This window comes from Erythrobacter sp., from assembly GCF_024305245.1.
Classification (GTDB): Bacteria; Pseudomonadota; Alphaproteobacteria; order Sphingomonadales; family Sphingomonadaceae; genus Erythrobacter.
Window position 1 is genome coordinate 347,098 of sequence record NZ_JAMWYX010000001.1, and the last position, 19,182, is coordinate 366,279.

Consider the following 19,182-nt stretch of genomic DNA (forward strand, 5'->3'; position numbering starts at 1 on the left):
GCAAGCCCCTTGGCGGGCGGTATCGGGCAAAGGGACGCAGACAGGGATGGCAAAACAGGCGCTGATCGAACAACGGCCATGGCTGCTGCTGAGTGTCGTTGCGGCAACCGCTTTCTATTTTCTGCGCGACAATCCGGTTGGCGAGGGGACGTGGGGGTTGCTGGCCAAGGGGTTATCGGTCGGCCTGCTGGCGGCCTATGCATGGCTGCGGGTGCCGCGTGACCGGCGCTGGACCGACGGCATTCTGCTGGTGGTGGCTCTGGCGCTGGCGGCTGCGGGCGATGTGGCGATCGAACTCTATTTTTCCGTGGGCGGCGCCTTGTTCGCTGCGGCGCATTGTTTTGCAGTGGCGCTTTATCTTCGAAACAGGCGCCAGCGCCCGTCGCCAAGCCAACGGATGCTGGCTCTCGCGCTGCTGATCGGTACGCCGCTCATCAGCTACCTTGTCAGCGAACGAGCCGACGTTGCGATCTATGCCAGTTTCCTCGGCGCAATGGCGGCTGCCGCGTGGATGAGCCGCTTTCCGCGCTACCGGGTGGGCACTGGCGCGGTTCTGTTCGTCGTCAGCGACTGGCTGATCTTTGCGCGGTTCGGCAGTTACGACTTCGGCGTGCTGCCCGATCTGCTGATCTGGCCGCTCTATTTCGCCGGGCAGTTGATGATCGCGACCGGCATTGTGCAATGCCTGCGCGGAGAGCAGCCCGTCAGGTGACGGACGGCTCTCCTGCACCGGCATCGCTCGCGATTTCGGCGGCGACGGCTTCTTCGGCCGGGTTTTCCGGCTCTTCATTGTCGTCGATCAGCGCAGCCCCGACGATATGTTCGCCCTTGGCAACGTCGAAGATCTTGAGGCCGGACGAGCTACGTCCGTAGATCGAGAAGCCCTTGTGCAGTTCGAACCCGCCTTCGACGAGGTGGCGGAAATCGATCCCCAGCCGGATCAGCTTGGCTTGATCGGTCACCAGCATCAGTTGCGATCCATGGCGCACCGGGAAGCTGGCGACGACCGGGCCGTTGCGTTCCGGATTGCTTTCGGGCGTGCCGATGTTGGTGATGCCCTGACCGCCGCGTGATGTGGTGCGGTATTCATAGGCGGAGGAAATCTTGCCATATCCATTGGCGGTGATGGTGAGGATGAACTCCTCGCCTTCCGCCATCTCCGCCTGCCTGTCGGCGGGTAGGGCAGGGACCGCATCATTGTTCTTCCATGCAGCGGCACGCAGATAGGCTTCGCGTGTTTCCATATCCACGGTGAGCGGATCGAGCACCGCCATGCTGACGACCTTCGCGCCGCCCTTCAGCGCCATGCCGCGCACGCCGATGCCGGTGCGGCTCTTAGTTTCGCGCGCATCGGTGGCAGAGAACCGGATCGCCTTGCCTGCATCGCTGGCAAGGAAGATCTGCTGTTCTTCGGTGAGCAACTGCACCCCGATCAAGCGGTCGCCTGATCCTTCGACAAAGCCCATCGCGTATTTGCCGGCGGTCGGGACGTTGGTGAAGGCGTCCATCGAATTGCGGCGCACCATGCCCTGTTCGGTGGCGAACACGATGTTGAGGTTCGCCCAGGTGCCTTCATCCTCGGGCAGCGGCAGGACGTTGGTGACGCGCTCCTCCGCGCCGAGCGGCAGCAGGTTGACCATCGGGCGGCCTTTAGTCTGCGGCCCGCCTTCGGGCAGCTTCCACACCTTCATGCGGTAGACACGCCCGCTATTGGTGAAGAACAGGACCGGGTTGTGCGTGCTGGTGACGAACAGCTCGACAATGGCGTCTTCATCCTTGGTCGCCATGCCGCTGCGGCCCTTGCCCCCTCGTGCCTGCGCACGGAAGGTGTTGAGCGCGGTACGCTTGATATAGCCGTCATGCGTGACGGTGATGACCATCTCCTCGCGCTCGATCAGGTCTTCGTCTTCCAGACCATCCCATGCGGGCGCGATTTCGGACAGACGCGGAGTGGCATAATTGGTGCGGATTTCTTCCAGTTCCGTCCGCATCACGCCGTACAGCTTCACGCGGTCGGCAAGGATCGAGAGGAATTCCTCGATCGACAGCGCCAGACCTTTCAGCTCTTCGCCGATTTCGTCACGGCCCAGCGCGGTGAGGCGGTGGAGGCGCAGATCGAGGATCGCCTTCACCTGCCGTTCGGACAGGCGATAGGTGCCGCCGCTTTCGTCGGCGGATGGCTCGATCGCTTCGATTAGACGGATATATTGCGCGATGTCGCCGATCGGCCATTCCTTCGCCAGCAGGCGCGCGCGCGCCTCGGCAGGATTGGGCGCGGTGCGGATCATCGCCACGACTTCATCGAGGTTCGAAACCGCGACCACCAGCCCCAGCAACATGTGAGCCCGTTCCCGCGCCTTGGCGAGTTCGAACTTGGTGCGGCGCGTGATCACTTCCTCGCGGAAGCTGATGAAGGCCTGGATGAATTCGTTCAGCCGCAGCGTTTCCGGTCGCCCGCCGCGGATCGCCAGCATGTTGGCGGGGAAGGAGGATTGCGCCGGAGTGTGCCGCCAAATCTGGTTGAGCACGACTTCGGGCGTGGCATCGCGCTTTAGATCGATCACGACCCGCACACCTTCGCGCGAGGATTCGTCGCGGATGTCGGAAATACCCTCGATCCGCTTTTCCTTGGCGGCTTCGGCGATTTTCTCCACCAGGTTCGACTTGCCGACCTGATAGGGGATCGAAGTGAAAACGATGCTTTCGCGGCCTTCGCTCTTCGCGCCGCGAGTGGATTCGATTTCGTGGCGGCACCGCATCAGGATCGAACCGCGCCCGGTGGTATAGGCCTGCCGCGCACCGTGCGTGCCGAGGATCAGCGGGGCAGTGGGGAAATCGGGGCCGGGGATATATTCGATCAGTTCTTCCGAAGTGATCGCCGGATTGTCCATATAGGCAAAGCAGGCATCGATCACCTCGCCCAGATTGTGCGGCGGAATATTGGTCGCCATCCCGACCGCGATCCCGCCCGCGCCGTTGACCAGCAGGTTGGGGAAACGCGCAGGCAGAACCGTCGGCTCCTTGCGACTGCCGTCATAGTTGTCGGTGAAATCGACCGTATCCTTGTCGAGATCGTCGAGCAGGCTGTTGGTGACCCGCGCGAGCCGCGCTTCGGTGTAGCGCATCGACGCTGGCGGATCGGGGTCCATCGACCCGAAGTTGCCCTGACCATCGATCAGCGGAACACGCATCGACCACGGCTGCGTCATCCGCGCGAGCGCATCGTAGATCGCGCTGTCGCCGTGCGGGTGATAGTTGCCCATCACGTCGCCGACGATCTTCGCGCTCTTGCGGTATGGCCGCCCGGCAACGAAGCCGCCTTCCTGACTGGCGAACAGGATGCGGCGGTGCACCGGCTTCAGCCCGTCGCGCACATCCGGCAGCGCACGGCTGACGATCACGCTCATCGCGTAGTCGAGATAGCTCGACTTCATTTCGTCGACGATGTCGATGCGTTCAAAACCGCCCATCGGCGATGGCGCAGGGGAATCGAGAATGTCGCTGTCGTCGCTCAAGGCTCGGGCCGTTTCTGCTAGTGTTTATCGGGCCCCGCGGGCGGGGCGGCGGCCATGAAGGGCCGGAACGCAACCTATGTAGGCCTGACCCAGCAGTTTCGCCACCTCCACAGCCGAACACAGCGGGAACGGAGCGGCTTTTTCCACATTTCACAAAGGATGAACGCTGCACTGGGTCACCATTCAAAAGCCGTTCAGCACGCTTGGCCTACCAAGAATTGCAAATTGCTCGCGAGCCGTTCAAAGGCTGCAAAATGCATAATGCGTCCGGTCGCGCGTGCCGCCCGGACAGATAATTATCTGGAGGATGAATTGACCAACCTTTCTTCGAACCATCGCGGTAACCGCGGCCTGATGCGCCAGCTGGCGCTTGCGATCGCCCTGGCCGGCGGCACCGCGATTCTGGCTGCGCCCGGCTTTGCCGATCCGGCACATGCGCAAAAGCGCAACAAGAAGAAGGACAAGGAAGAACCGAAGACGGAATTCTCGAAGGAATTCATCGAAGCCTATCAGCCTCTTAACGAAGCGATCGCTGCGGAAGGAACCGATGTCAGCGCGCTGCGCCCGCAGTTGCAGTCTCTCGTCCAGTCTTCTGTCTCGCCGGACGAGAAGCAGGCTGTTGGCGGTCTGGTCTACAATGCCGGCGCCAAGATGCAGGACAAGTCGCTCCAGTTGCAGGGCATGGAACTGCTGCTGTCGAGCGGGAAGCTTCCGGCTGATCAGGTCGGACGCTACAATTTCAACGCCTACCAGCTGGCCAACGCGATGGAGGATTATTCCAAAGCGCGCACCTATCTGCAGCGGGCGATCGACGGCAATTTCACGACCGAGACGGTGTCCGCCGCCGATCTGGAAATCACGATGGCCGAAAGCTATTTTTCATCGGGAGAGTTCGCCGAGGGGCTGGCGTATCTCGACAAGGCCATCGCCGCACGCAAGGCACAGGGCCAGCCGGTCGATGCGCAGTGGTATCGCCGCGGAATCACGGTTGCCTATAACAACAAGGTCGTGCCGCAGATTTACGACATCGTGGTCGACTGGGTCGGCGATTATCCGTCGGAAGAAAACTGGCGCGATGCGATCAACCTGACCCGTAATCTGAATAATTATGAAGGGGCCGAAGTCCTCGATCTGTTCCGCCTTGCGAACCGCACAGGGGTTCTGAACGACAAGCAGGATTACATCTATTACATCGAATCTGCCGATCCCCGGCGCCTGCCCAAGGAAGTCAAGGATCTGATCGATCAGGCCTATGCCAAGGGCACCTTGAGCAAGGATGACATCTACGTCGCGGATTCGTTGAGCACCGCCAACAGCCGGATTGCGGCCGACCGGGCTGACCTTCCGTCACTGGAACGCGATGCAAGCGCGGCTTCGGCCGGGTTGCGCACGGTGTTTGCAGCGGGCGATGCATTCCTGAGCTACGGCGACTATGCCAAGGCCGCGACCTTCTATGAAAAGAGCCTCGGCATGGCCGGGGTCGATCGCGACACTGCTTTGACCCGCCTCGGGATCGCCCAGATCGGTCTGGGAGACTACGCTGCGGCGCAGGAGACATTCGGCAAGGTGGGCGGGGCACGCGCCCCGCTTGCGAAGCTGTGGTCGGCCTATGCGGCGCAGCAGGCCGGCGGCGCAACCGCAGCGGCGATCTGAACCGGATAGTCTCGCAGGATTAATCGAAGGAGGCGGCAGGCGTGGGTCTGCCGCCTCTTTTCGTTTGGGCTCCCAGCGTCAGCGCAAGCGCTTCACCCAGATCTGATTGTCAGCCCGCCGCTCGACCTTGAAGTTTTCAAGTGAGGCGAACATCTCCGACAGGCTCTTGAAGCCATAATTGCGCACATCGAAGCTGGAGCGGTTTCCGGCGATCTGCCCGACTTGTTGAATGCGCGCGAAGCCTTCTTCGTCGCGCTTCGCTTCCCGGTAGGCGGCGAGAATGAGTTCGCGCAGGTCCTGCAAATCTTGCGTGCTCTCTGACTTGGCGGCCGGCAGTTCGTCACGGGACGTGGCGATCAACTCGTCGATGTAGAGAAACCGGGTGCAGACCGCCTGAAATGCTTCCGGCGTCTTCTTCTCGCCAAATCCGTAAACGAGAATGCCGTCCTGCCGCAGCCTGGTGACGAGCGGTGTGAAGTCGCTGTCTGATGTCATGATCCCGAAGCCGTCGACCTTGCCTTGGTAAAGCAGGTCGATCGCATCGATGGTCATCGCCATGTCGGTCGCATTCTTGCCCTTCGATATATCGAATTGCTGCTGGGGGCGGATCCCGAACTTGTTGGTGATCTTGTCCCACTTCGACAGGTTGTCCTTGGCGAAATTGCCATAGGCGCGGCGGATATTGACCTGACCCAGCTCGGCCATCACCGTCAGCACGGGGTCGATCGCCTGAGGCGAGGTGTTGTCTGCATCGATCAGCAGGGCGATGTTCTGGAGCGTGATTTCGGACATTGGCGCGCTATGAAGCCTAGTTGCTTCATCGACAAGTCGGCTGTCGAAAAGGTGAACTCCGCCGCGCTTGCGGGAAGGGCCACGCGCTCCTAAATGGCAGGCTATGAACGATCTTGCCAGCACGCCGCAGCCCGAACCTTCTGCCGAGCGCCCAGCGCGTCAGCGCAAGCCCGACTGGATTCGCGTGCGCGCACCGGTGAGCGAGGGTTACCACGAAACCCGGCGGTTGATGCGCGAACTCAACCTCAACACCGTTTGCGAGGAAGCCGCCTGTCCGAACATCGGTGAATGCTGGACCAAAAAGCACGCCACGGTGATGATCCTTGGCGATGTCTGCACCCGCGCCTGCGCGTTCTGCAATGTCAAGACCGGGATGCCCCGCCCGGTCGATCCGATGGAGCCGGAAAACACCGCCATCGCCGCGGCCAAGATGGGGCTGGAACACATCGTCATCACCAGTGTCGACCGCGACGATCTGCCCGATGGCGGCGCGATGCAGTTCGTCAAGGTGATCGAGGCGCTGCGCCGCAACACGCCCAACACCACGATCGAGATCCTTACCCCCGATTTTCGGGGCAAGATGCGCCGTGCGGTGGAAATGATCTGCGAGGCAGGGCCGGATGTCTACAACCACAACCTCGAAACCGTGCCGCGGCTTTATCCCACCATCCGTCCGGGCGCGCGCTATTATGCCTCGCTGCGGTTGCTGGAAGAGGTGAAGGCGCACAATCCGCTGATTTTCACCAAGTCGGGCATTATGCTCGGGCTAGGCGAACAGCGGCTCGAAGTGCATCAGGTGATGGACGACATGCGCAGCGCCGAAGTCGATTTCATCACGATGGGGCAGTATCTCCAGCCCACGCCGAAGCACGCCAAGGTCGAGGAATTTGTTACGCCCAAGGCGTTCAATGCCTATGGCGCGATTGCCCGCGCCAAGGGCTTCCTTCAGGTGGCGGCCACCCCGCTGACCCGGTCAAGCTACCATGCGGGTGATGATTTCGCAGTGATGCGCGCCGCGCGCGAGGAAAAGCTTGCGACCGCACGGGAGCGGGCCAAGACCTGATGCCCGGCATCCGCGAAACCCGGCGATTGCCCTACAGCGCGCAGCAGATGTTCGATCTGGTGGCGGATGTGGGTCGCTATGGCGAATTCCTGCCGTGGGTGATCGCGACTCGTGTGCGCAGCGATTCGGAGACCGAAATGGTCGCCGACATGGTGGTGGGCTTCAAATCCTTGCGGGAAAGCTTCACCTCGAGGGTGTCCAAGGAACGGCCCCGAATGATCGATGTCCATTATATCGACGGGCCATTGAGCGACCTCGACAACATCTGGACGTTCCGCCCGGTTGACGAGACCAGTTGCGAAATCGATTTCGTGGTCGAATTCACCTTCAAAAACCGGCTGTTCGAACGGATCGCCGGGCAATATTTCGATAAGGCCTTCCGCAAAATGGTTGAAGCCTTCGAAAAACGGGCAGAGCAGCTTTACGGAAGCAGCAATTCGAGCGCGCAGAGCGTTGCCTGACGGCGGATTTCCGCGCGCCCATCCGGCCCTTCGCCTCCTTCGAAAAACTTGAGCTCTCCCTCGGGCTCGCCCGCAGCAGCGCGGACAACGCGGGCGAAGACCACCGTACCGACCGGCTTCAGCGAGGTTCCGCCACCCGGCCCGGCCACCCCGCTGATCGCCACCGCAACATCGGCGCCCGAACGCTCGAGCGCGCCCTTCGCCATGGCCCAGGCACACGCGATCGAGACTGCGCCGAAGGTCTCGATGATGTCGCTGGCGACCCCCAGCATCTCCATCTTCGCCTCGTTCGAATAGGTCACGAACCCGCGATCGAGCACGGCGGATGATCCCGCGATTTCGGTCAGCGCTGCCGCCACCAACCCGCCTGTGCAACTTTCAGCCACTGCGACCTTGCGCGCAGATGCCGTGTTTTCCGACACGACTCGGGCAGCAAGTGCGGCAATGTCATCAGGCAGGAGAGAGAGGGGCATGACCGGTCACTCCCTCGCCGAAGCGGGCGCGGTGCCGCAGATCGGCGGGTTCTTGATGTCGGCAAGTTCGGCAACGAAGGCGATGAGACCCGCGACATTATCGGTCGGCAGGGGGCTGAGCAGTTCGAGCCCGCGCTCGATCTTGCCGCAGGAGTCGGGTTTGATTTCCTCCGCAATCATCTGGCCCACCATCCCGTCCACGAATGGCCGCAGCGATTCTTCGGGCAGGGCGGCGATCATGGCCGTCATATTGGCGTCCGCTCCGCCCTTGTCGGCGCTGTCCTGTGCCATGAAGGTCTTGAGCAACCGGAACGCGCCGGGCCAGGCCATGTTCTGGCGGGCGCGAAAGCCGTCGATGAATGAGTCCCCGCCGCGCGCCATGAAGCCATCCGCCTTGAACTGCGAGGCGCATCGGGTGCTGACCGCGTCATAGGCGAGCGGCATCGCATAGATCACCGTATCGCCGAGATCGTCAGGCGCGACGCAGGCCTGCTGCTGCGCCTGAGCGGCCTGTGCAGAGACCAGCGCGGCAAAAGCCATCGCAGGGGCAAGAACATGTCGGTTCATCTCGTGTAATCCTCTCACGCAAGGGTCAGTGCCACAATGGCCTGAGCAGCAATCCCTTCGCCGCGTCCGGTGAAGCCCAGTTGTTCGGTGGTGGTTGCCTTGATGCTAACCGCGCTTTCGGCAAGGCCGGTAAGACGGGCGACTTCGGCGCGCATGGCGGGGCGGTGCGGGCCGATCTTCGGCGCTTCGCAGATCAGGGTAAGATCGATATTGGCGATGGCATAGCCTGCCTGGTGGGCAAGGCCGACGGCGTGTTCGAGAAAGCGCCCCGATCGTGCGCCGCGCCATTGCGGGTCGCTGGGCGGGAAATGGGTGCCGATATCGCCTTCGCCAATCGCACCGAGCACGGCATCTGTAATCGCATGGAGCGCGACGTCGGCATCGGAATGACCGGCCAGCCCCTTGTCATGCGGAACCTGCACGCCGCACAGCCACAATTCCTCGCCAGCTTCGAGCCGGTGGACGTCAAACCCCTGTCCGACGCGGAATGCCGGCAAAGTGGAAGGGTGTGTGCCGGTATCCACGAAATCCTCCGCAAAGGTGATTTTCCTGAGGCGTTCGTCACCATCGACCAGCGCAACTGAACCGGAGCTTGCCATCATCACCTGCGCATCATCGCCCGCAACGGTCGCGCCGTCCCACCTGCGATGGGCTGCGAGAATGGCGTCGAAGCGGAACGCTTGGGGGGTTTGCACCCGGCGCAGCGCCTCGCGGTCGGCCTTGCCGGTCATCACCCCGTCACCGCCAGCCAGTGCGAGGCTGTCCACCACCGGAAGTACGGGGATCGCGCCCGGATGCCGATCGAGCGCCGCCAACAGGCGGGTGGTGACAGCCAGCGGCAGATCGGGGCGGGCGGCATCGTGGATCAGAACCGATCCCGGCGCGTCTTCGGCCAGCGCTTCAAGCCCGTTGCGAACCGAATCCTGACGGGTTTCGCCTCCGGCCACAAACCGAATGCCCGCTATCCCGCCGAGCGCCGCCTCGGCGTCGCTTCCGCCATCGGGTGCGATCACCACCACCAGCGGTGCCGCTCCGGCTTCGAGCAGTGCTTCGACCGAGTGGCGGATCAATGCCTTGCCGTGCCAATGCCGGAACTGCTTGGGCACATCGCCGCCGACGCGCAGACCTTTGCCCGCGGCCACCACAATGGCCGCAAATGGGGGAAGGGAAGGAGGGATCGCCATGAGGCCGTTCGCTTAAGGTCTGGACGGACTTTCGGCAATCCACTATGCGCCTGCCTAAATATTAGGCACCCTCGGCAATGAATTCACTTCCCACCCCTCCGGCGCTCAAGCCGATCGCCATCGGTCCGGTCACGATCGCCGAGCCTGTGGTGCTGGCGCCGATGACCGGCGTCACCGACATGCCGTTCCGGACTCTGGTGCGGCGCTATGGCTCCGGACTTAATGTTACCGAAATGGTGGCGAGCGAAGCGGCCATTCGGGAAACCCGCCAAAGCGTTCAGAAGACCGCATGGGACCGGATCGAGGAGCCGGTTTCGATGCAGCTGGTCGGTTGCGATCCCGCCAGCATGGCCGAAGCTGCCAAGCTTCAGGAAGGCAGCGGCGCGGCGATCATCGACATCAATTTCGGCTGCCCGGTGCGCAAGGTCGTCGGCCAGCTCGCCGGCAGCGCTCTGATGCGCGAAGTGCCGCTCGCCGTGCGCCTGATGGAAGCGACGGTGAAGGCGGTTAAGGTGCCGGTCACGGTCAAGATGCGGATGGGCTGGTGCCATGATAGCCTGAACGCGCCGGAACTTGCCCGCATGGCCGAAGACATCGGCGTGCAGATGATCACCGTCCACGGCCGCACCCGCAACCAGATGTACAAGGGCAGCGCGGACTGGGCTTTCGTGCGCAAGGTCAAGGACGCAGTCTCGGTTCCGGTCATCGTCAACGGCGACATCTGCACCATCGACGATGCGGCCAAAGCGCTCGAACAATCCGGCGCCGACGGGCTGATGATCGGCCGCGGCGCCTATGGCAGGCCGTGGCTGCTGGGGCAGGTGATGCATTGGTGGCGCACCGGCGAAGCGCGCGCAGAACCCGGCATCAATGAACAATACGCGGTGCTGGTGGAACATTATCACCGCATGCTCGATCACTATGGCCGGGACACAGGGGTGAAGATGGCCCGCAAGCATCTGGGCTGGTACACCAAAGGGCTGCATGGTTCGGTTGAGTTCCGCCACAAGGCCAATTTCATCGACGATCCGGAGCAGGTGCTCGGCGAGATAGAGCGGTTCTACACGCCGTTCATGTTGCAGCAGGCAGCCTGATCGGTGCCAACCACCGTGACACCGGGAGAGATGGGCGCTCCCGACATGGCCGGCGCGTTTGTAGCCGATAGCCTGCCCGATGCCCGCGCACAGATTGCCGGGCTTATTTTTGCGGTTTTGCTGATCGACGACGCTGGCAGGATCGCGGAGGTCAATCACGCAGCCGAAAGCCTGCTCGGCACCAGCGCAAGCCGGATTGTTGGCGCAAGTCTGGCCGAACGGATCGGGCCGCTCGACAAGCGCGTCGAAGCGCGCCTGCGCGAAACCGATGAGGCACTTGTTGCGCGTGACCTTGTAATCAGTACCGGCAATACGGAAGCCCGCGTCAATATGACTGTGTCGCCACTGGGCTCCTTCCCAGGGTGGCGCGTGGTGACGTTGTCGGAAATCGGTTACGAAGACCCGGCGCACAAGCAGGGCGGCGACGCCATGCTGGGCGCGCCTGCGGTGCTGGCGCATGAGATCAAGAACCCGCTCGCCGCCATCCGCGGAGCGGGGCAGCTGATCGCTCGCAAGCTTCCCGATGCCGACAAGAAGCTTGCACGCATGATCACTGACGAGGTCGACCGGATTGCCCGGCTGATCGACCGGATGCAGCAACTCGGCAGCACCCGGACCGGGCCGGTCGAACCGTGCAACCCGCACGAAGCGATCCGCGCCGCCATCGCCACCTTGCGCGCGGCAGAGGGCGAGCGGGGCGCGGTGGAGATCCGCGAGGAATTCGATCCCTCGCTTCCGCCGGTGCTCGCCAATCGCGATGCGTTGGAACAGGTGCTGATCAATCTGGTGTCGAATGCCCGCGACGCGGCGCTCGGTGGGGAGGGCCCGGCGGAAATCACTGTGCAGACGCGGTTTGTCAGCGGGCTGGCCTTCAGCGCGGTCCGGCATGGCCGGGCAGTGCCGCTTCCGATCGAGATCACCGTGACCGATAACGGCCCCGGTATTTCGCCCGAACTTCGCGACCATGTCTTCGAACCCTTCGTGTCGTCGAAGGTCTCGGGTCAGGGGCTGGGCCTTTCGCTGGTCCGCAAACTGGTGCGCGACATGAACGGCAATATCAGCCACGACCGCGACCAGCGCAGCGGGTTGACGCATTTCCGGCTGCATCTGCCGCAGGCCCGGCGCGAAGGATAATCAATGAGCGGTTCGGGCACTCAGGCAATTCTGCTGGTCGAAGATGATGCGGCCATCGCAACCGTCATCACGGCCGCGCTGGAGGATGAAGGCTTTGCGATATCGCATTGCACCGGCATCGCGGCGCGCGACCGGTTGCTGGATCAGGGCCGTTTTGCCTTGATGCTGACGGACGTGATCCTCGAAGACGGGGACGGGCTGGCAAGCCTTGCTGCTGTGCGCGAACGCGCGCCGGAAATGCCGGTGATTGTGCTGTCGGCGCAGAACACGCTCGATACCGCGGTCCGCGCGAGCGAGAGCGATGCTTTCGAATACTTCCCCAAGCCATTCGATCTCGACGAACTCGTGCATGCGGTGCGGCAAGCCGTGGGCCAGCGCGCCAACCTTGCGCAGTCCGAGGCCGAGATCGCGGGAGAAGCGGAAGGCGTGGGCGCGCGAATGCCGCTGGTCGGGCGCAGCGCAGCGATGCAGAGCGTCTACCGCATGATCACCCGCGTCCTGCGCAATGATCTGACAGTGCTCATAACCGGGGAGAGCGGCACCGGTAAGGAACTGGTGGCAGAGGCGATCCACGAACTCGGCAATCGCCGCACCGGCCCCTTCGTGGCGGTCAACACCGCCGCCATTCCGGCGGATCTGGTCGAAAGCGAGCTGTTCGGACACGAAAAGGGCGCGTTCACCGGAGCGATTGCGCAGGCGATCGGCAAGTTCGAACAAGCCAATGGCGGAACCCTGTTCCTCGACGAGATCGGCGATATGCCTGCCGAGGCGCAAACGCGGCTGCTGCGGGCGCTTCAATCGGGCCGCATCCGGCGGGTTGGCGGGCGGCAGGAAATCGCCGTCAATGTCCGGATCATCGCCGCCACCAATCGCGATCTTGCTCCCATGATCGCCGCCGGAACCTTCCGCGAGGACCTGTTCTACCGCCTCAATGTGGTTCCGATCGAATTGCCGCCCTTGCGCGAACGGCGCGAGGACATCGGGGCATTGGTGCAGCATTTCCTGATCCTTGCCGCCGAAGATGGCCTGCCACGCCGCACGCTGACGCCCGAGGCGGTCAACCGGCTCGAACAGCGGGCATGGCGCGGCAATGTTCGCGAGCTGCGCAATGTCGTCTACCGGCTTGCGCTGATGGCGCGCGAGGACCGGATCGATGCCGAGAGCCTGGCCGACATCATCGGCGATGAAATCGCTTTTGGCGCGGGTCAGGTTCGGGAGAGCGGCGGCAGTTTCGCATCCGCACTGGCGGCATGGCTCGCCAGCGAGACTCTGCCGCCCGGAACGCTTTACCACCGCGCGCTGGCAGCGTTCGAGAAGCCGTTGATCGAGCATGCTTTGGGCCGCACTGGCGGCAACCAGCTGCGGGCAGCGCAGTTGCTCGGCATCAATCGCAACACCTTGCGCAAACGGATCGGTGAACTGGGGCTGGAACCGGACCGGTTCTCGCAGCCATCCTGACCGGGATTGCCTCTCAGCACAGTTTCGGCTTGCGCATTTGCCACACCATTGTTGTAAAGGAGCAACGATGGATGCGCCCATGACCCGAACGCCGAGCCTTCCGCCACGGCAGTCGCCGCGTTGGTGGCGCCGGTTTGTCGTTGGCTCCCGGCGCGCAAACATCTTCGGGTGGCTCGAGCTGTTGTGTGCCGCCGCGCTGTTGGCGGCCATCGGTGCCACCTATCTGACCTACTCGACTGCATCGGCACCCGATGATCTGCTGCCGACAATGCAGGTTTCGCTCATCCTGATGGCGACCCTGGTGCCGGCGATGGCGCTGCTGGTGCTGATCGGCCGCCGTGTGGCGCTACGCCGCGCATCCGGCAGCACCGCGCGGCTGCATGTCCGGCTCGTGTTCTTTTTCTCGATGGTGGCGGCTCTGCCGACGCTGCTGGTAGCAGGTTTCGCGGCCTTCCTGTTCCAGACCGGCGTCGATTTCTGGTTCTCCGACGATTCCCGGGGGTTGATGGAGAACGCCAACGCGCTGGCGCAGAATTACTACGACGCGAACCAGCGCAATGTTCAGCAGAACACCATCATAATGGCGACCGACATGCGAGAAATTCTCGCCCGGGTGCCGATCACCGATCCCGATTTTCCCGACTTCTACCTCTACCAGACGCAGGGGCGCGAAATATCCGAAAGTGCGATCCTGCAGCGGGTTAGGGACGGTTCGTTCCGGACGGCAGCGGCGCTCAATCTGCCGCGCGACAACAGCCCGCTCGAGTTCAGTCGCAAAGCGCTGGCCCGCCTCGATCAGGGCGAACTTGCCGTTGTTGGGATCAGCCCCGAACGGATCGAAGCGCTGGCGGCGATTGACGCCGAGGCCGGGGTCTATCTCTACAACGCGCGGACCACTGAAGAGAGCATGTTCAATTCCTGGTCGCGCGCGCAATCGATCGTCGGCGCCTATGACCGGCTGACCGGCAGCGCCCGGATGCTGCAACTGCGCTTCAACATCGCGCTGGTGGCGGTCAGCCTTTTTCTGGTGGGGATCGCGATCTGGTTTGCGCTGCGTTTTGCCGACCGTCAGGTGAAACCACTCACCGATCTGGTCGGGGCGGCGCGCAAGGTCGGGCAGGGCAACTTCGCGCTCCGGCTCGAAGGGCGCACCGGTGCGGACGAGATCGGCCTGCTCAACCGCGCGTTCAACCGGATGACCGGGCAGCTCGAAAAGCAGACGCAGGCCCTGGTCAGCGCCAACCGCCAGATCGACGATCGCCGCGCGTTCATGGAGGCTGTCCTGGAATCGGTGACGGCAGGCGTCATCTCGGTCGATGCGGACAACCGCGTCATGCTGATGAATTCCTCGGCGCAGGCGCTGCTCTCCCCGCCGGGCGCGGAGGAAGTGGACATGAACGGCCACGCGCTGGAAGAGCTCGCGCCCGAATTGTGCCGCATGATCGCGGAAGGCAAGGAGCGGGCGATCATCACGCACGCCAAGGGCGCGGAATTGCTGACGCTCGCGGTAAAGCTGGCGCCCGGGAACAGCGGCCATGTGATCACCTTCGAGGACATCACCCGCCAGCTGCTCGATCAGAGGCAGGCGGCGTGGGCCGATGTCGCCCGGCGGATCGCGCACGAGATCAAGAACCCGCTCACGCCGATCCAGCTGGCGACCGAGCGTCTCAAGCGGCGTTACCGCACGCGGGTCGGCGATGAGGACCGCGACCTGTTCGACGAACTGACCAGCACGATCGTGCGTCAGGTCGGCGATCTCAGAAAGATGGTGGACGAGTTCTCCTCGTTTGCGCGCCTGCCCAAGCCGGTGTTCCGCGACGAGGACGCGCTCGATCTGGTGCGTCAGGCGGTATTCCTTCAGGAAGTCGCCCATTCGGGGCTCGCGTTCAGCGTCTCCTCCACCAAACTGCTCGACCGCGAAGTGCGCTGCGACCGCCACCAGTTCGGGCAGGCGATGACCAATGTGCTCAAGAATGCAGTCGAAGCCGTCGAAGCCCGTGCGGGCGAGGCGCGCGAGGAATATGCCGGCGAAATCGCGGTTTCGATCGCCGATGGCGGGGATTCGATCGTGGTCACTGTCGAGGATAACGGCGTCGGCCTTCCTTCGGACCGCGAACGTATTACGGAGCCCTATGTTACTACCCGAGAGAAAGGCACCGGCCTCGGCCTCGCCATCGTCAACAAGATCGTCGACGAACATGGCGGCGACATGAGTTTTGCCAGTGCTGCGAGCGGAGGAACGCGCGTGACCCTGCGCTTTGCCCGCAATCCCCAACCCGTCGATGGCCTGCCCGCCTGATGGACCCTGAACAGCTGACCGAAGGACACTGCCGATGGCGCTCGAAATCCTGATCGTCGATGACGAACGCGATATCCGCGAACTGGTTGCCGGCGTGCTCGGCGACGAGGGGTATGCCTGCCGTACCGCCGCCGATAGCACCGCAGCTCTTGCCGCAATCGACGAACGCCGCCCGAGCCTCGTCCTGCTCGACGTATGGTTGCACGGCAGCCAGATGGACGGGCTGGAACTGCTCGATGCGATCAAGGCGCGCGAGCCGGGCCTGCCGGTGATCATCTTCTCCGGACACGGCAATATCGATACCGCCGTTGCCGCTGTGAGCCGCGGCGCGATGGACTTCATTGAAAAGCCGTTCGAGGCCGAACGCCTGCTGCTGCTGGTCGAACGCGCGACCGAAACCGAGCGGTTGCGCCGCGAAAACAGCCGGTTGCGCGAAGGCAGCTGGGGTAGCGCGGAATTCACCGGCAATTCGCCGACTATCAACGGTGTGCGCGCGACGCTGAAGCGGGTCGCCAATACCGGCAGCCGCGTGCTGATTTCCGGGCCGCCAGGCGCTGGCAAGGAAGTGGCCGCGCGTCTGCTCCACGCCTGGAGCGGGCGCTCGCAAGGCGCTTTCGTACTGGTCAATTCGGCCCGTATCACGCCCGAGCGGTTCGAACAGGAGCTGTTCGGTGAGGAGGTCAATGGCAAACAGATGCGCCCGGGCCTGCTCGAAATGGCCGACGGCGGGACGCTTTATCTCGATGAGATCGCGGACATGCCGCTGTCAACGCAGGCGCGCATTTTGCGGGTGCTGACCGACCAGAGCTTCGTGCGGGTCGGTGGCAGCCGCCAGATCGGGGTCGATGTCCGGGTGGTGTCCTCGACCACCCGCGATCTGAACGTGGAAATGGCAGAAAAGCGCTTCCGCGAGGATTTGTTCTATCGCCTGAACGTCGTGCCGGTGGCGATTCCCTCGCTATCGCAGCGGCGCGAGGATATCCCGTCGTTGGCCGAGCATTTCTTCACCCGCTATTCCAACGATCAGGGGCTTACCCCGCCGGAAATCTCGTCCGAGGCGATGGCGGCGCTGCAAGCCTATGACTGGCCGGGCAATGTCCGCCAGCTCAGGAACGTGGTGGAGCGTACGATCATCATGACCCCGCGCGAAAAGCTCAACACGGTCGAGCCCGACATGCTCCCGCCCGAAATTACAGGCGGACAGGCGGGGGTGGGCAGCGAGAGCCTTTCGGCAATCATGGGCGTGCCACTGCGCGAAGCGCGCGAAAGTTTCGAGCGGGAATATCTGGCCATCCAGATCCGACGGTTCTCCGGCAACATCTCGAAGACTGCCAGCTTCATCGGAATGGAACGATCGGCCCTGCACCGCAAGCTCAAGCTGTTGGGAATGGCAGACCGCCGCGACGAGGCGGATAGCGAATAAACCGTATGGCCAACTGGGCCGCGCTCAAATCAAGCCTTGTCGCATGACGCTGCAATCGCCATTATATTGAATGGGTCAGGCGGCCCATCAATCGGCGCGCCTACCCTGAACTGCGGTTACTCTCGATAATCGCCAAGAACAGGAGGCAAAGTCATGTCCAACGGGCGAACACTCTCTCCCCGGCCGATCGTCCGTGAAACTGTCCCTAGCGAGCCGCGTTCCGGCGATAGTGGCGGATCGTCGGGGCGTCAGGGCAATTTGCAGGACGCCTTCCTGAATCTGCTCCGCAAAAACAAGATTCCGGTCACCATGTTTCTGGTCAAGGGCGTGAAGCTTCAGGGCATTGTCACGTGGTTCGATAATTTCTCGATCCTGCTGCGCCGCGACGGGCAGTCGCAATTGGTCTACAAGCACGCGATTTCGACCATCATGCCCGGCCAATTGCTCGATCCGCAGCAGTTCCAGGCTCGGCCCGGCGGCAAAAAGCAGAAGCAGTTGCAGGACGTGTTCCTCAGCCGCGTTGCCGAAGCGGAAGTTCAGGTGACGATGTTCCTCGTCAACGGCGTGATGCTGCAGGGCCGGATCGCCGCGTATGACCTGTTCTGCATGATGCTGGAACGCGACGGCGCGGTTCAACTTGCCTACAAGCATGCAGTATCTACCATTCAGCCCGCAGGCCCCGTCGATCTGAGTGTCGGCGATGATGACGATGGCGAACTTGATGACGGGATTTCAGACTGAGCTTCGATAGCGAATATAGTGACGAGGTGACCCGCGGCGCGCGGGCACTGGTGTTGTGTCCGGATATCAAGGCATTACGATACGACCTTGATGCAACCGATCGTCTAGCGGAGGCTGAAGGGCTTGCGCTGGCCATCGGTATTGTGATTGCGCATTCGGCCATTCTGCCTGTGCGCAAAATGCAGCCCAACACGCTGTTCGGCTCCGGTCAGGTCGAAAATATCGCGGTGTGGTGCGAACAGCACGAAGCCGAACTGGTGATCGTCGACGGGGCGCTCTCCCCGATCCAGCAGCGCAATCTCGAAGATCGGTTGAAACGCAAGGTGATCGACCGGACCGGGCTGATCCTCGAGATTTTCGGTGAGCGTGCCGCGACCGCCGAAGGCCGGTTGCAGGTCGAACTGGCGCATCTCGATTACCAGCAAAGCCGCCTTGTGCGCAGCTGGACCCACCTCGAACGCCAGCGTGGCGGCTTCGGCTTCCTTGGTGGTCCCGGCGAAACCCAGATCGAGGCTGACCGCCGGATGATCCGGCAGCGCATGACCCGCCTGCGCCGCGAGCTGGAACAGGTGCGCAAGACCCGCGCTTTGCACCGCGAGCGGCGGGGTAGGGCGCCGTGGCCGGTTATCGCGCTGGTGGGCTACACCAACGCGGGCAAATCCACTTTGTTCAACCGTTTGACCGGCGCCGACGTGATGGCCGAGGATCTGCTGTTCGCGACGCTCGATCCGACCATGCGCGCGATCAGCCTGCCTGGCGTCGAAAAGGCGATCCTGTCCGACACGGTGGGCTTCATTTCCGATCTGCCGACACAGTTGGTGGCGGCGTTCCGCGCAACGCTCGAGGAAGTGACCTTCGCCGACATCATCTTGCACGTCCGCGACATGGCGAATGCGAGCAACGCGGCGCAGAAAAAGCAGGTCATCGAGGTGCTAGGCGACCTTGATATCGTCGACACCGACACCGGCGAAAGCACGATTCCGATCGTCGAGGTCTGGAACAAGTGCGACCTTCTGGACGCCGAAAGCCAGGACGAATTGCGCGCAATGGCTGAACTCCATGGCGCCGTAATGGTGTCGGCCGTAACCGGCGAAGGCGTTGCTGCGCTGGAAGATCGGGCAGCTGCCATGCTGACCGGAACCGCGCGCGAGGTGACCTTCACTCTGCCCGTCAGCGAAGGGCGCCATATTGCATGGTTGCACGCACATGGTGAGGTTGTCGCAGAGGAAGATGCGGGGGAAGGGGACGCCGGCCCGATGCGCCGCGTGACGGTACGTCTCAACCCCAAGGAACTTGGGCAATTCGCGACTTTATTTTAGGTTTAG

At 62.9% G+C, this 19,182-nt stretch carries 16 protein-coding genes; 11 read left to right on the plus strand and 5 right to left on the minus strand.

All coding sequences use genetic code 11. The annotated features are described in order from the left end of the window. The first annotated feature begins 46 nt into the window (after positions 1-46). The gene (locus tag Q0L48_RS01735) at positions 47-712 is read left to right on the plus strand and encodes a lysoplasmalogenase family protein (protein WP_296716489.1); all 666 of its coding nucleotides are present in this window, start codon (positions 47-49) and stop codon (positions 710-712) included. On the opposite strand, the gene gyrA is transcribed toward Q0L48_RS01735, so the two are convergent. Continuing rightward, positions 705-3,515 (minus strand): DNA gyrase subunit A, encoded by a 2,811-nt coding sequence (gene gyrA / locus Q0L48_RS01740; RefSeq protein WP_296716492.1) that lies wholly within the window; start codon positions 3,513-3,515, stop codon positions 705-707. The two genes, Q0L48_RS01735 and gyrA, sit on opposite strands and share 8 nt — an antisense overlap. A gap of 261 nt (positions 3,516-3,776) precedes the next feature. On the opposite strand from gyrA, the gene Q0L48_RS01745 reads away from it, so the two are divergent. Continuing rightward, positions 3,777-5,168, plus strand: a complete 1,392-nt coding sequence (locus Q0L48_RS01745) for a hypothetical protein (protein ID WP_296716494.1) — start codon at positions 3,777-3,779, stop codon at positions 5,166-5,168. 78 nt (positions 5,169-5,246) lie between these two features. Here Q0L48_RS01745 and Q0L48_RS01750 read toward each other — a convergent pair whose 3' ends face one another. Beyond that, on the minus strand, positions 5,247-5,960 hold the full coding sequence (locus Q0L48_RS01750; protein WP_296716497.1) for an NYN domain-containing protein: 714 nt from the start codon (positions 5,958-5,960) through the stop codon (positions 5,247-5,249). 103 nt (positions 5,961-6,063) lie between these two features. Here Q0L48_RS01750 and lipA point away from each other — a divergent pair, with 103 nt between their 5' ends. Then, on the plus strand, positions 6,064-7,023 hold the full coding sequence (gene lipA, locus Q0L48_RS01755) for a lipoyl synthase (RefSeq protein ID WP_296716498.1): 960 nt from the start codon (positions 6,064-6,066) through the stop codon (positions 7,021-7,023). Next, on the plus strand, positions 7,023-7,484 hold the full coding sequence (locus Q0L48_RS01760) for a type II toxin-antitoxin system RatA family toxin (protein WP_296716500.1): 462 nt from the start codon (positions 7,023-7,025) through the stop codon (positions 7,482-7,484). Before lipA ends, Q0L48_RS01760 begins: the two co-directional genes overlap by 1 nt. Here Q0L48_RS01760 and Q0L48_RS01765 read toward each other — a convergent pair. The 3 genes from Q0L48_RS01765 to Q0L48_RS01775 are packed head-to-tail and all read right to left on the minus strand — an operon-like array spanning position 7,445 to position 9,708. After that, entirely contained in the window at positions 7,445-7,957 is a 513-nt protein-coding gene (locus Q0L48_RS01765) for a CinA family protein (RefSeq protein WP_296716503.1), read from the minus strand. The genes Q0L48_RS01760 and Q0L48_RS01765 overlap by 40 nt on opposite strands. 6 nt (positions 7,958-7,963) lie before the next feature. After that, positions 7,964-8,524: a hypothetical protein gene (locus tag Q0L48_RS01770; protein ID WP_296716505.1), complete on the minus strand. Its 561-nt coding sequence runs from the start codon at positions 8,522-8,524 to the stop codon at positions 7,964-7,966. A gap of 14 nt (positions 8,525-8,538) precedes the next feature. After that, positions 8,539-9,708, minus strand: coding sequence for a bifunctional 2-C-methyl-D-erythritol 4-phosphate cytidylyltransferase/2-C-methyl-D-erythritol 2,4-cyclodiphosphate synthase (locus tag Q0L48_RS01775; protein ID WP_296716508.1), 1,170 nt, complete (start codon positions 9,706-9,708; stop codon positions 8,539-8,541). Between the two features lie 77 nt (positions 9,709-9,785). Here Q0L48_RS01775 and dusB point away from each other — a divergent pair, with 77 nt between their 5' ends. The 7 genes from dusB to hflX all read left to right on the plus strand — a co-directional run bounded on the left by dusB (position 9,786) and on the right by hflX (position 19,176). After that, a complete protein-coding gene (gene dusB, locus Q0L48_RS01780) occupies positions 9,786-10,802 on the plus strand; it encodes a tRNA dihydrouridine synthase DusB (RefSeq protein WP_296716511.1) in 1,017 nt (338 codons plus the stop codon). A 3-nt stretch (positions 10,803-10,805) separates the two neighbouring features. Next, positions 10,806-11,936, plus strand: a complete 1,131-nt coding sequence (locus Q0L48_RS01785) for a nitrogen regulation protein NR(II) (RefSeq protein ID WP_367273989.1) — start codon at positions 10,806-10,808, stop codon at positions 11,934-11,936. A 3-nt stretch (positions 11,937-11,939) separates the two neighbouring features. After that, entirely contained in the window at positions 11,940-13,394 is a 1,455-nt protein-coding gene (locus Q0L48_RS01790; protein ID WP_296716512.1) for a sigma-54 dependent transcriptional regulator, read from the plus strand. A gap of 79 nt (positions 13,395-13,473) precedes the next feature. Then, positions 13,474-15,693, plus strand: a complete 2,220-nt coding sequence (locus tag Q0L48_RS01795; protein ID WP_296716515.1) for an ATP-binding protein — start codon at positions 13,474-13,476, stop codon at positions 15,691-15,693. A gap of 34 nt (positions 15,694-15,727) precedes the next feature. Further along, positions 15,728-17,116 carry a sigma-54 dependent transcriptional regulator gene (locus tag Q0L48_RS01800; RefSeq protein WP_296716516.1) on the plus strand — a complete coding sequence of 463 codons (1,389 nt, stop codon included), beginning with the start codon at positions 15,728-15,730 and terminating at the stop codon, positions 17,114-17,116. A gap of 153 nt (positions 17,117-17,269) precedes the next feature. Beyond that, positions 17,270-17,857: an RNA chaperone Hfq gene (hfq, locus tag Q0L48_RS01805; protein ID WP_296716519.1), complete on the plus strand. Its 588-nt coding sequence runs from the start codon at positions 17,270-17,272 to the stop codon at positions 17,855-17,857. 26 nt (positions 17,858-17,883) lie between these two features. Continuing rightward, the gene (hflX, locus tag Q0L48_RS01810; RefSeq protein WP_296716521.1) at positions 17,884-19,176 is read left to right on the plus strand and encodes a GTPase HflX; all 1,293 of its coding nucleotides are present in this window, start codon (positions 17,884-17,886) and stop codon (positions 19,174-19,176) included. Positions 19,177-19,182: the final 6 nt, after the last annotated feature.